Here is a 12,220-nt window from a genome sequence, read left to right as displayed (position 1 = left end):
GTGACCTGTCAACCAGTCGCAACGGTCCAGGCGTTCAAGGTCACCGCCGCCGCGGCCGGTCCCACCGACACACCGAGGCGGCGGTGGGTCAGCAACCACACCGAGCGCGCGGAGGTTGACAGGTCACCGCCGCCCGGGCGTGCCCGCTCTGTGCATCGGGTGCGACGACCGGCGGACCACACACCCGGGTGCGGCCCGCCGGCGAGCGCTCGGTCGGTGACGCCTCGGGGGATCACAGACGTCGGTGACCGACTCGACCGGGACTGACCCGGCCGTGGTCTGCGCTATGGAGAATCTATCGCTTCTCTATAGCGTCTCCAAAACGTGACTATAGGTCGCTCATAGGGCGCCATCACTACACTCCGGTCGCATGCCGCGTCCCTATGGAGAACCAGTCGAGATCCTCACCGCGCCGGTCCCGGCGCAGTCCCCGTTCATCCCGACCGACGCGAAGATCGTGGTGGGTGCCGTCGCCCCGGCCTCGCCCGATCCGATCCCGATCGTGCTGCTGCCGGGCTTCGAGTACCGCATGCGCGAGTGGCGGCACCCGGAGACCTTCGAGATCCACTGGCGGCTGGAACGGCGGAGAGCCGCCCGGCCCGGCGATGTGGACCAGTGACCCCTTCAGAACCCGATCGGCAGCCCGGCGTAGTTCTCGGCCAGCCCGGTGGCGCCGGCCTCGCTCGACGTCACCCAGCGCAGCTGGGAGAGCTGCAGCTGCTCGTCGAACGGGTCGCCGGTCGCGTGCAGCATCGTGGTCATCCACCAGGAGAAGTGGGTGCAGCGCCAGACCCGGCGGACGGCGGTGTCGGCGTACGCATCGGCCAGTGAGACGTCGCCCTCGCGCAGCCAGGCCACCAGTGCTCGCGCGAGGAGCGCGACGTCGGCCACGGCGAGGTTGAGCCCCTTGGCGCCTGTGGGCGGCACGATGTGCGCGGCGTCGCCGGCGAGGAACAGCCGGCCCTGTCCTTCGGGTGAGCGCATCGGGGCCTGGACGAACGAGCGCATCGGCAGCACCGACCGGTCGGTGATGGGGCCGGTCTCCAGGGTCCAGCCGTCGAGCGCGAAGCGCCTCGCGAGCCCCTCCCAGATCCGGTCGTCGGGCCAGTCGTCGAGCGAGGTGTCGTTGGGCACCTGCAGGTAGAACCGCGAGACCGTGTGCGACCGCATCGAGTGCAGCGCGAAGCCCTCGGGGTGCCAGGCATAGATCAGCTCGTCGGTCGACGGCGCGACGTCGGCGAGGATGCCGAGCCAGGAGTAGGGGTAGGTGCGCTCCCAGGCCCGCGGCTCCGGTACGGCGGAGCGCGAGGGCCCGAACGACCCGTCGCACCCCGCCACCACGTCCGCGCGGAGCCGGTGCTGCTCACCGTCCTTGGTGAAGGTCACCGACGGCGAGTCGGTGTCGAGGTCGTGCAGGGCGGTGTCGTCGACCTCGTAGTGCACCGCCTGACCGCGCGCGCGGGCCGCGACGACGAGGTCCTTCTGGACCTCGGTCTGGCCGTAGACCCAGACCGCGCGCCCGGTGAGCTCGACGAAGTCGAGGTGGTGCCGCTCGCCGTGCCCGGCCGGTTGTCCCGGGGCGGTCCACTGCAGGTGGATGCCGCGGTGCTCCTCACCCTCGCGCACGAGCCGGTCACCCAGCCCCACCTCGCGCAGCAGGTCGACGGTCGACTGCTCGAGGATCCCGGCCCGGATCCGCGAGGCGACGTACTCCTCCGAGCGCGTCTCGACCACCACGGACTCCACGCCCTCGCGGTCCAGCAGGTGCGCGAGGAGCATGCCGGCCGGCCCGGCCCCGACGATCGCGACGCGGGTGCGCTCCTCGTGCATGACAGCAGTAGACCAGCAGCGCTGCAGGAGTGGACGACCTCGATGGCGGGAGCGGGTGCGGCGAGACACCACCGCCTGGACCAAGCCGGCCCGAGGTCTACTGCGAGAGCGGGCGGATCCGGCCGCCGGCCTCCTCCGGCGGCGCGACGCACGCGGCTCGGGCGCGGGCCGCGACGTCGTCGGGGAACGGCGCCGAACGGCGGCCGGCGACGTGCACGCCGAGGACCTCCTCGGTCGCCCGGAGCCGGCCGTCGACCCAGAGCTCGTGCCAGACCCAGAGCAGCTTGGCGGTGGTGCCGATGACGGACGAGCGCACCTCGAGGTCGCTTCCGGCGGTGACCTCGTCGAGGTACCGAACGTGCGCCTCGACGGTGTAGAGCGACGCGTCGTTCGCCTCGCGGTAGGGCGCGTCGATCCCGACGGCCTCCATGACCGCGTCGGTGGCATGGCCGAAGACCAGCACGTAGTAGGGCTCCGACAGGTGCCCGTTGTAGTCGATCCAGGCGTCCTGGACCGGCTCGCGCCACACCACGGGCCAGACGGGCGCGGCCGGCTCGGTCACGCGCGGCCCAGGGCCCGGAGGATCGCGATGACGCCGCGATCCCGCTCGGCGACGAGGTCGTCGATGGTCCGGCCGCCGGCCTCGTCGTCGCAGCCGGCCACGACGGCGTCGCGCAGCTCGGGGGTGAGCTCGGGAGCCGCCAGCCGGGTCCAGGGGGACAGGAGGGACGGCCCGAAGTGGTCGAGCATGTGCGCCATCCCGCCCTGCCCGCCGGCGAGGTGGAAGGTGAGCAGCGGCCCCTGCAGCGCCCACCGGAGGCCGGGTCCGTCGGTGATGGACCGGTCGATCTGCTCGACGGTGGCCTCGCCGGCGTTCACCATGTGCAGCGCCTCGCGCCACAGCGCCTCCTGCAGCCGGTTGGCGATGAAGCCGGGGACCTCGCGGTCCATCGTGATCACCGACTTGCCGGCCAGGGTGAAGAAGTCCGCGGCCCACTGCACCGCCTTCGGGTCGGTGGCGGTGCCGCCCACGACCTCGACCAGCGGGATGAGGTACGGCGGGTTGAACGGGTGCCCGACCACGGTGCGCTCCGGGTGCGCGCACTTGTCCTGCATCTCGCTCATGCCGTAGCCCGAGGTGGACGACGAGATGACGATGTCCTGAGCGGTCGCGGCGTCGATGTCCGCGAGCAGGCTGCGTTTCAGGTCGAGGTCCTCCGGTGCGCTCTCCTGGACGAAGTCCGCCTCGCCGCAGGCCTCGGCCAGCGACGGCACGACGGTGAGGTGGTCGATGCTCGCGCCCCCCGCCAGGCCGAGCTCGGTCAGTGCCGGCCAGGCGGCCTCGACGAGGTGACGGAGCCGGGGCTCGGCGTCGGGCGCCGGGTCCCAGGCGACCACGCGGTAGCCGCGGGCCAGGAAGTACGCCGCCCAGCCGCCACCGATCACGCCGGCGCCGATGCAGGCGACGGTCCGGACGTCTTCTGGTGCCGGCCGGTTGCTCGCCCCGGTCATCGCGGCTTGAGGTCGAGGATCTCGCGGCCCTCGTCCGGGGTGGCCACGTGGGCACCCATGCTCTCGACGATGGTCCTCGCGCGCTCGACGAGCTGGGCGTTGGTCGCCTTCACACCCTTGCTCAGGTAGAGGTTGTCCTCCAGCCCGACCCGGACGTGGCCGCCCATCAGCACCGACTGCGCGACCCACGGCATCTGCATCGGCCCGAGCGCGAACGACGCCCAGACCGCGCCCTCCGGCAGCTTGTTGACCATCGCGGCCAGGGTCAGCGGGTCGGCCGGAGCGCCGTACGGGATGCCCATGCACAGCTGGTACATCGCGGGCGCGTCGATCAGCCCCTCCTCGACGAGCTGGGTCGCGAACCACAGGTGGCCGGTGTCGAAGATCTCCATCTCGCAGCGGACCCCGAGCTCCTGGATCTTCTTGGCACCCTCGCGCAGCATGTCCGGCGTGCTGACGTAGACCAGGCTGCCCTCGCCGAAGTTGAGGCTGCCGCAGTCGAGCGTGCAGATGTCCGGGAGCAGCTCCTCGACGTGCGGGAGCCGGTCGACGCCGCCGACGAGGTCGGTGCCCTCGAGGAACGTCGTCGGGTCGTGCGGGTCGAGCACGAGGTCGCCGCCCATCCCGGCGGTGGTGTTGATGATGACGTCGACGTCGGAGGCCCGGATCCGCTCGACGACCTCGCGATAGAGCGCGACGTCGCGGGACCCCTTCCCGGTCTCGGGATCGCGCACGTGGACGTGGACGATCGTGGCCCCGGCCCGCGCCGCGGCGATGCCGGACTCCGCGATCTGCTCGGGGGTCACCGGGACGTGCTCGGAGCGACCGACGGTGTCGCCGGCCCCGGTCAGGGCGCAGGTGATCATGACGTTGCGGTTCACGGGATCTCCTTCGGTGGTGCGGGTGGGGACTCAGCGGCCCTTCCAGACCGGCTTGCGCTTCTCGGCGAACGCCTTGAACCCCTCGAGGCCGTCCTCGGAGGAGTAGAGCCTCGCCACGGTCGGGAGGGTGCTGGTGGTGACCAGGTCCATGGCCTCCTGGAACGTCAGGGACTCGGCCACTCGAGCGGTCTCCTTGATCGCCGCGAAGACCAGCGGCGGGCCCGAGGCGAGCAGCCGGGCGACCTCCCAGGCGCGGGCGCGCACCGCCTCCTCACCGGGCAGCACCTCGTTGACCACCCCCCAGCGGGCGGCCTCCTCGGCGGGCATCCAGCGTCCGGTGAGGAGCAGCTCCATCGCGACGTGGTAGGGCATCCGCTTGGGCAGCTTGATGGACGCGGCGTCGGCGAGGGTGCCGGCGTTGATCTCGGGCAGGCCGAACCGGCTCGCCTCGGAGGCGTAGATGAGGTCGCACGACAGCGCCAGCTCGAAGCCACCGCCCACCGCCATGCCGTGGACCGCTGCGATGACCGGCTTGTTGAGGTCGGGCAGCTCCTGGAGGCCGCCGAACCCGCCCACGCCGTACGACCCCTGGACGTCGGCGCCCTCGGCCGCCGCCTTCAGGTCCCACCCCGCGCTGAAGAACTTCTCACCCTCGGTGCGCACGATGGCGACCCGGAGCTCGGGGTCGTCGCGGAACCCCGCGAAGACCTCGCCCATCAGCTGGCTGGTCTCCAGGTCGATGGCGTTGGCCGGCGGCCGGTCCAGGGTGACCTCGAGGACGCCCTCCTCGGTGCGGGTCCGTACGACGTCGCTCACGTCAGCCTCCCAACGGCCGCAGCAGCGACCGGCCGATGATGTGCCGCTGGATCTCCGAGGTGCCGTCCCAGATCCGCTCGATGCGCGCGTCGCGCCAGATCCGCTCCAGGGGGAGCTCGTCCATCAGCCCCATGCCACCGTGGATCTGGATCGCCTCGTCGGAGACCATCGCGAGCATCTCGGTCGCCTTGAGCTTCGCCATGGCGATGTCGGCGTCGGTGGCGGTGCCCTGGTCGTACTTCCACGCGGCGTGCAGGGTCATCAACTCGGCGGCGCGCAGCTCGACCGCCATGTCTGCGAGCTTGAAGCCGATCCCCTGGAACCGGCCGATCTTCTGGCCGAACTGCTCCCGGGTCGCCGCCTGCGTCAGCGACAGGTCGAGCGCGCGCTCGGCTCGGCCCAGGCAGGACGCGGCGACCTGCAGCCGCGTGGAGCCGAGCCAGGTGCCAGCCAGCTCGAAACCCTTGCCCTCCTCGCCGAGGAGCGCGTCGTCGTCGACGTGGACGTCGTCGAAGTCGAGGATCGAGTTGGTGTAGCCGCGGTGGGAGACGTTGCGGTAGCCCGCGTGCACCGTCAGGCCGGGAGTGTCGAGGTCGACCAGGAACGTCGACATCGCCGGGCGCCCGTCGTCGTCGGTCCCGGTCACCGCCACCAGGATCACGAAGTCGGCCTCGTCGGCGTGGCTGATGAAGTGCTTGGTCCCGCGGATCCGCCAGCCGCTGCGCCCGTCGCCGGTCTCGCGGGTGGCCCTGGTGCGCATCGCCCGCATGTCGGACCCCGCCCCCGGCTCGGTCATCGCCAGGCAGTCCATCTTCTCCCCACGCACGCAGGGGTAGAGGTAGCGCTCGCGCTGCGCCTCGGTCCCGGCCAGCAGGATGTTGGAGGGGCGGACCACGCAGGTGTAGTGGAGGGCGTAGCTGGCCTTGCCGAGCTCCTTCTCGAACAGCACCTGGGTCACGGTGTCGAGGCCGGCGCCGCCGACCTCCTCGGGCATGTTGGCGGCGTAGAGACCGGCGTCGATCGCCTTCTTGCGGATGTCGGCGGCGAGCTCGGGCCGGAGCATGCCGGTGCGCTCGACCTCCTCCTCGTGCGGGTAGAGCTCGCGCTCGACGAACGCACGGGTCACCTCGACGATGCTGCGCTGCTCGTCGGTCAGACCGAAGTCCATGCGGGCCGACCCCCCTTCCTCGGCGAGGGGGCCGGCGCCGGGAGCGGGCCGTCGTGGCCGACCAGCACGCCCACGGTCGTGGCGATGGCGGTGCGCGCCTGCTCCACGCCGAGCGTGGGGTCGTGCGCCAGGACCCGCGCACCGAAGCCGTCGGTGAGGGCGACCGCTGTCTCGGCCACCAGCCTCGGCTCGAGCGCGGTGTGGAAGACGCCGGCGGCCAGGCCGTCGACGACGAGGCCGGTCACGGTGGCGTAGAGGTCCTCGTAGAGGTCGGCGCTGACCTCGGCGAGCCCGGGGTCGCGCAGGCAGAGCAGGTCGAGCTCCTGCCAGAGCAGCCACTCGTGGGCGCGCTGCTCGTCGCTGGGCATGCAGCGGTCGAGGAACGACGAGAGGCGGACGGCCGGGTCGTCGCCGGCGTCGGCCAGGGCGCGGTGGTTGAGCTCCGCCGACCTCGCGTGGGAGTACCTCAGCACCTCGCCGAACAGGAGCTCCTTGGTGTCGAAGTGGTAGTGCAGCAGCCCCGCCGACACCCCGGCGGCGCGGGCGATCGACGCCATCCGCACCTGCGCGAGGCCGTCACGGACGATCACCTCGGCGGCCGCCGCGAGGATCCTGCTGCGGGCCTCGGCCGAGGCCTGCTCGCGCTGGGTCATGCACGCTCCGGCACGGTCTCGACGGATGCGGGGTCGACGTCACGCAGGTAGCGCTGGTCGAAGCCGTGGACCCAGGCGTCCCGCGCCGGGAACACCCCGTGGTCGAAGGCCCGCGAGGTGACGCCGCGCTGGACGCGCTCGCAGGCTTCGTTGTCCTGCCGGGTCACCCGCTCGTTGAACTCCACGATCGGGGCGGGGTCGAAGTCCGGGTCCGCCAGGGCCTCGGGGCTGAAGAGGTACTCCGTCACGAGCCGGCAGCTCCGGGGACCCGTCGGGAAGATCGCAGTCGCCAGGCAGCTGGACCCGTCGACGTCGAGGAACATCGTCGGGTAGACGCACGCGCCGTAATAGACGTTCGGATCGTTCTCGCCGTTCGCACCACGGAAGCCGGGCAGCAGCGGCAGCCGCAGCCGCGCGTCCTCCGCGACCGCCGTGCGTCCGTCGGCCAGCGAGACCCCGCCGTCCGAGCGACCGGCCTCGAAGATGTCGCCCTTCTTGTACGCCGGCACGACGGCCACCAGCTCGGGGTGGATGGTCGGGCAGTGGAGGCACTCGTTGTAGTTCTCGATGACGATCTTCCAGTTGGCCCGGACCTCGTTGACCGTGACGTGGGCGATGCGCAGGTCGGCCAGGCCGAAGCGGGCCATCGTGAGCGGCTCGTCCTGGTTGTCGGCGAGGTGCTCGAGGAGGGGCCGGGGCTGCTCGCGGGAGAGGTTGACGAAGACGAACCCCTCCCAGACGTCGACGTGGACCGGCCAGAGGGAGGTGGAGGGGCGGTCGATCTCCTCCCTGTCGACCATCGGGGTGGTCACCAGCGTCCCGTCGAGGGCGTAGCCCCACGCGTGGTAGGGGCAGCGCAGGTGGGTCCGGACCGAGCCCTGCTCGTCGTCGCAGATGCGCGAGCCCCGGTGCCGGCAGACGTTGTAGAACGCGCGGATCTGCTCGTCCTTGCCGCGGACGACCAGGATGCTCTCGTCCGCGATCTCGACGCGCAGCCAGTCACCCGGCCGCGGGACCCGTTCGGCTCGTCCGACGTAGACCCAGTTGCGGTAGAAGACCTGCTCCCGGTCGACGGCCCAGGTCTCGTCGGAGTGGTAGGCCTCGCCGGGGAGTGTGTTCCGGACCACAGTCACCATTCGCTAACTGTATAGTTAGTCAGTTGCAGTTGTCACGGGTCGATCTGCGCGAGAGCGACCGCTGGACCGGCCCTGCGAGTGTCGGTGCGGGGTGGGTGGGAACACTGCCGGTCATGGCCGGTGGCGCGGAGTTTCCGTCGCGCTCCTTCCTGCTCTTCTGGCGGGCGAACGCCGTCTCGGCGTTCGGCATGTACATCACCCTGCTGGCGCTCCAGGCGCTGGTGGTGCTGACCCTGCACGGCTCGGCCACCGAGGTGGGCTGGCTGAGCTCGGCGCGCTGGCTGCCCTACCTCGTCCTCGGCATCGTGGTGGGCGCGCTGGTCGACCGGCGGCCCCGACAGCCGGTCCTGGTCGCCACCGACGTGATCCAGGCCGGACTGCTCGCGACGATCCCGGTGCTCTGGTGGGTCCACCGGCTGTCGTTCCCGGTGCTGCTGGTGATCGTGCTGGCCTACGGCGCCACGTCGGTGGTCAACGGGGCGGCGGCGATGTCCTTCCTGCCCAGGCTGGTGCCCAGGGAGCACCTGCAACGCGCCCACGCCCGTGGCGACGGTGCCGACGCCGTGGCGATGAGCTCCGGTCCGGCGCTCGGCGGCCTCCTGGTGAGCACCCTCGGTGCACCCCTGGCGGTGCTCGTGGACGCCGCGACCTACCTCTACTCAGCCGTCACGCTCAGCCGGATCCGCGTGACCGAGCCGCCTGCGAGGGCCGGGACCCGGGCTCGGGACCTCGTGGCGGAGATCCGCGACGGCCTGCGCTGGGTCTACCGGGGCTCCGGGCTGACCACCCTGGCGGTCGCGACGCACGGGTGGTTCGTCGGCAATGCGGTCGTCGCCGTGGTGCTGGCGCCGTACGCGCTCCTCACGCTCGGCCTCTCGGCGTTCCAGCTCGGCCTCGTCGGGGCGATCGGCGGGATCGGTGCGGTGGTAGGTGCGGCGGTCACGACGCGGGTCGGCCTGGCGCTGGGCACCGGCCGCACGATCATCGCCTGCCATGCCGTCGACGTGGTGGGCGTGCTGGTGATGGTCGCCGCGGGTGCGGCGTCGCACTCCTGGGTGGCGTTCGCGGTGCTGGCCGCGGGCCAGGGCCTCTACGGGCTCTCGCTGGGCATGAGCAACTCCCACGAGATGAGCTACCGCCAGCTGATCACCCCCGACGAGCTGCAGGCCCGGACCAACACCACGCTGCGCTCCCTCAACCGGGCGGTGATGGTCGTCGTGGCGCCGGTGGCGGGCATCCTGGCCGACGCCTGGGGGATCCGCCCGACACTCGTCGCGGCCGCGGCGGTCTTCGCGGTCGTGTCGTGCGGGCTGGCGCTCTCGCCGTTCCGCCTGGTGCGAGCTCCGGTCTGACGATGCGGCTGCGGTCTCGCCTGACGTCCGCGCCGGTGGTTCGCGGACGAATCGTGGCTACGCTCCGACCGTGACCGACTTCGCAGGCAACCGGCTCGCGCAGCTCCTCGGACCGGGGCGGCCGGTGCTGCTCGACGGCGGCATGGGCACGCTGCTCCAGGACCGTGGTCTCGAGGACGGCGCGCCCGGCGAGCTATGGAACCTCGAGAACCCCGACTCCGTACGCGCGGCGCACGAGGCGTACGCCGCGGCCGGGGCGCGGATCCTGACCACCAACACCTTCGGCGGCACCCGGCCCCGGCTCGACATGCACGGCCTCGGTGACCGGCTCGCCGAGGTCAACCGGGCCGCCGCGCAGATCGCACGCTCGGTAGCCGACGAGCACGTGCTGCTGGTGGCCGGCGACGTCGGCCCGACCGGCGAGCTGCTGGCGCCGCTCGGGACGCTGCAGCCCGAGGAGGCACAGGAGCTGTTCGCCGAGCAGGTCGCGGCCCTGGTCGAGGGCGGGGTCGACCTGATCCTGGTCGAGACGCTGAGCGACCTGGCCGAGGCCGACGCGGCGGTCGCTGCGGCCCGGCAGGTGGCGCCCGACCTGCCACTGGTCGTGACGATGAGCTTCGACACCAACCTGCGCACGATGATGGGCGTCCGCCCGGCCGATGCGGTGGCGCACCTGGCCGCCGCCGGGGTGGACGCGGCGGGCGCCAACTGCGGCCGCGGACCCGAGGAGATGGAGCTCATCGCCGCCCAGCTGGCCGAGGCCCGGACCGGGGACGTCCTCCTCGTGGCGCAGTCGAACGCCGGGCTGCCGCAGGTGGTGGGCGACCACTTCGAGTACGACGCCACGCCCGGTGACCTCGCCGCCCACTCCGGCCGGCTCGCCGCGCTCGGGATCGACCTGATCGGGGGCTGCTGCGGGTCGACCCCCGAGCACATCACCGCGGTCGGCGGCGTCGTCGCGTCGAGCTGAGGCAAGGCCGGCGACGGTCGGGCTCAGCGGGCCAGGGCGCCCATCGGGTCCCAGGCGGGCAGCACGATCGGCTCGGTGTCGAGCACCGGCAGGAGCTCGACGGGCAGCGCCGACCGGGGCACGGCGATCTCGAAGACGTGCTCGGCGAACCAGCTGTCGTTCATCGTCCAGAAGCCCTTGTCGGCCTTCTCGGTGCCCCAGCTGTTCTCGACCCGCCACCGCCGAGCGTGGGTCTCGTCGCCCTCTCCGACGACGTCGACGCCGGTCAGCAGCATCGCGTGGGTCATCGCGGACGCACCGTGCAGCAGCCGGTCGGCCTTCCCGAAGTCGGTGCGGGTGCCGTAGAGAGCGTCGTAGTCGTAGAGCTGCGCGTCCCAGATGCCGTCCTCCTTCTCCATCATCTTGTCGACGTCACAGCCGAACCACACCGGCGTGCCGGCGACGATGGACTCGCGGGCGAGCCGCTTGATCAGCGACATCTCCACGTTGAGGTAGGTGACGGGCTCCGCGCTCACCACGTTGCCGAGGTGCTCGACGGTGAAGACGCGGTTGCGGGGGCTCGTCGGTCGCGGGTCGTCGACCAGGCAGACGTAGGAGTCGAGGTCGAGGTCGACGTAGCGGCGGGCGAACTCCTGGGGCGCGACCGTCTCGTCGCGGTGGAACTCCTTCTCCTTGTCGGTCCACTGCCACGAGACCGTCTCCGGCGGGCTGCCGAGGTGCAGCGAGAGCATCCGGTGCACGGTCTGGAGCGTGGCGTCCTTCTGGTCGCGGAGGTCGTCGGTGGACGCCCCGGCCGCGGCGCTGCGGCGGAGGTCCCGGCCCGCCTGCCGGAGCACGGCCCGCAGGCCGCGGTTCAGCTGGCGCGTCGAGGACGACGCGACCGTCTCGGGCATCGCCGTCTTGGGGACCAGGCCGTACTTGCGCACCAGCGCGACGAACATGTTCCACTGGCCGCCGTCGTCGATCGGCTCGGCCATCAGGAAGGCGACGGTGCGGTCGTCGACGTCGCGCTCCGACGTCGCGATCACGCTCTCGAGCCAGAAGTTGGCCTTCTCCAGCTTGTCCCAGAACAGCAGGTGGTTCTGGCTGAACTCGAAGTCGGAGACCTCCATCTTGCGCGCGGCGCCCACCCGCAGCAGGTTGAGCCCGGCGAAGAGCCAGCACCGGCCGCTCTGCTTCTGGTTGGTGGCCGCCCAGTCGTCGAGCTGGTGGGACATCGACCGCTCCGCCGACACCACGAGCGACCGGTCCAGGGCGATCTCGTCGACCTCGTTGCGGGTCAGCGCGTTCTGCAGCAGCCGCTGCTGCGGCTCGGCGGCGAACTCCTTGCCGAACCGCTGGACCTGGTCGGCGGTGAGCTCGCCCGGCGTCTCCATGTCGCGAGACGGTAGCAAGCAGCGAGCATCTCGGGGGTGCAACCGAGGCCCGGGTCAGCGCACGTAGGTGCGCCAGACGTGGCGCCACGGTGTGACCGCGATGATGACGACGACGAGCGAGCAGTTGACCAGGACGTCGGCCATCCGCCCCTCGATGTCGCCGGCCACGGCGCGGGGGAGCGCCACCACGGCGAGCCACAGCAGCTTCCAGGCCGACTCGAGGACCAGCAGCGGGAGCAGCCGCAGTGGGTGTCGCAGCCCGAGGAACGCGAGCAGCGACATGGCCGTGAGCAGGCACAGCGTCACGCCCTCGTAGAGCGGGAGCGAGTGGGCCTCGGGCAGCAGCGGCCACTTGACCAGCATCAGCCCGAGGCCCATGAACAGGTAGCCCCCGCGCATCAGGGCGACGCGGAGCGGGGTGGGGCCGGGCGCGACCGGCGGTGTGGTGATCGTGGTGACGGACATGCGGGTCTCCTGGAGGTGAGGCGGTGGACGGCGGACCGGCCGGCGACCTCGGGCGAGGTCG

The 12,220-nt window shown here is 71.8% G+C and carries 13 protein-coding genes; 3 read left to right on the top strand and 10 right to left on the bottom strand.

What is annotated here, in order from left to right; translation table 11 throughout:
* The first annotated feature begins 370 nt into the window (after nucleotides 1-370).
* A complete protein-coding gene (locus tag VFV89_RS07750) occupies nucleotides 371-619 on the top strand; it encodes a hypothetical protein (protein WP_329705346.1) in 249 nt (82 codons plus the stop codon).
* Nucleotides 620-624: 5 nt separating this feature from the next.
* Here VFV89_RS07750 and VFV89_RS07745 read toward each other — a convergent pair whose 3' ends face one another.
* From VFV89_RS07745 to VFV89_RS07710, 8 genes are all read right to left on the bottom strand, one after another.
* Nucleotides 625-1,830: a 4-hydroxybenzoate 3-monooxygenase gene (locus tag VFV89_RS07745; protein ID WP_329705345.1), complete on the bottom strand. Its 1,206-nt coding sequence runs from the start codon at nucleotides 1,828-1,830 to the stop codon at nucleotides 625-627.
* A gap of 97 nt (nucleotides 1,831-1,927) precedes the next feature.
* The gene (locus VFV89_RS07740; protein ID WP_329705344.1) at nucleotides 1,928-2,392 is read right to left on the bottom strand and encodes a thioesterase family protein; all 465 of its coding nucleotides are present in this window, start codon (nucleotides 2,390-2,392) and stop codon (nucleotides 1,928-1,930) included.
* The gene (locus VFV89_RS07735; RefSeq protein WP_329705343.1) at nucleotides 2,389-3,342 is read right to left on the bottom strand and encodes a 3-hydroxyacyl-CoA dehydrogenase NAD-binding domain-containing protein; all 954 of its coding nucleotides are present in this window, start codon (nucleotides 3,340-3,342) and stop codon (nucleotides 2,389-2,391) included. The genes VFV89_RS07740 and VFV89_RS07735 overlap by 4 nt, the downstream gene beginning before the upstream one ends.
* Entirely contained in the window at nucleotides 3,339-4,223 is an 885-nt protein-coding gene (locus tag VFV89_RS07730; RefSeq protein ID WP_329705342.1) for a 3-keto-5-aminohexanoate cleavage protein, read from the bottom strand. Before VFV89_RS07730 ends, VFV89_RS07735 begins: the two co-directional genes overlap by 4 nt.
* Nucleotides 4,224-4,253: 30 nt before the next feature.
* The gene (locus tag VFV89_RS07725; RefSeq protein ID WP_329705341.1) at nucleotides 4,254-5,039 is read right to left on the bottom strand and encodes an enoyl-CoA hydratase-related protein; all 786 of its coding nucleotides are present in this window, start codon (nucleotides 5,037-5,039) and stop codon (nucleotides 4,254-4,256) included.
* A gap of 1 nt (nucleotide 5,040) precedes the next feature.
* A complete protein-coding gene (locus VFV89_RS07720) occupies nucleotides 5,041-6,207 on the bottom strand; it encodes an acyl-CoA dehydrogenase family protein (RefSeq protein WP_329705340.1) in 1,167 nt (388 codons plus the stop codon).
* Nucleotides 6,192-6,860, bottom strand: a complete 669-nt coding sequence (locus VFV89_RS07715; protein WP_329705339.1) for a TetR/AcrR family transcriptional regulator — start codon at nucleotides 6,858-6,860, stop codon at nucleotides 6,192-6,194. Before VFV89_RS07715 ends, VFV89_RS07720 begins: the two co-directional genes overlap by 16 nt.
* Entirely contained in the window at nucleotides 6,857-7,996 is a 1,140-nt protein-coding gene (locus VFV89_RS07710; protein ID WP_329705338.1) for an aromatic ring-hydroxylating dioxygenase subunit alpha, read from the bottom strand. The genes VFV89_RS07715 and VFV89_RS07710 overlap by 4 nt, the downstream gene beginning before the upstream one ends.
* A gap of 113 nt (nucleotides 7,997-8,109) precedes the next feature.
* Here VFV89_RS07710 and VFV89_RS07705 point away from each other — a divergent pair, with 113 nt between their 5' ends.
* Together VFV89_RS07705 and VFV89_RS07700 are read left to right on the top strand one after the other, a co-directional pair.
* Nucleotides 8,110-9,348: an MFS transporter gene (locus VFV89_RS07705; protein WP_329705337.1), complete on the top strand. Its 1,239-nt coding sequence runs from the start codon at nucleotides 8,110-8,112 to the stop codon at nucleotides 9,346-9,348.
* 70 nt (nucleotides 9,349-9,418) lie between these two features.
* Nucleotides 9,419-10,318: a homocysteine S-methyltransferase family protein gene (locus VFV89_RS07700; protein ID WP_329705336.1), complete on the top strand. Its 900-nt coding sequence runs from the start codon at nucleotides 9,419-9,421 to the stop codon at nucleotides 10,316-10,318.
* Nucleotides 10,319-10,341: 23 nt separating this feature from the next.
* Here VFV89_RS07700 and VFV89_RS07695 read toward each other — a convergent pair whose 3' ends face one another.
* Both VFV89_RS07695 and VFV89_RS07690 read right to left on the bottom strand, forming a co-directional pair.
* On the bottom strand, nucleotides 10,342-11,694 hold the full coding sequence (locus VFV89_RS07695; RefSeq protein WP_329705335.1) for a C1 family peptidase: 1,353 nt from the start codon (nucleotides 11,692-11,694) through the stop codon (nucleotides 10,342-10,344).
* Between the two features lie 54 nt (nucleotides 11,695-11,748).
* Nucleotides 11,749-12,159 carry a hypothetical protein gene (locus VFV89_RS07690; RefSeq protein ID WP_329705334.1) on the bottom strand — a complete coding sequence of 137 codons (411 nt, stop codon included), beginning with the start codon at nucleotides 12,157-12,159 and terminating at the stop codon, nucleotides 11,749-11,751.
* Nucleotides 12,160-12,220 lie beyond the last annotated feature (61 nt).

The sequence above is a fragment of the Nocardioides sp. genome (assembly GCF_036274455.1).
In the GTDB taxonomy this organism is placed as follows: Bacteria; Actinomycetota; Actinomycetes; order Propionibacteriales; family Nocardioidaceae; genus Nocardioides.
This window is presented reverse-complemented; position numbering and strand designations above follow the sequence as displayed.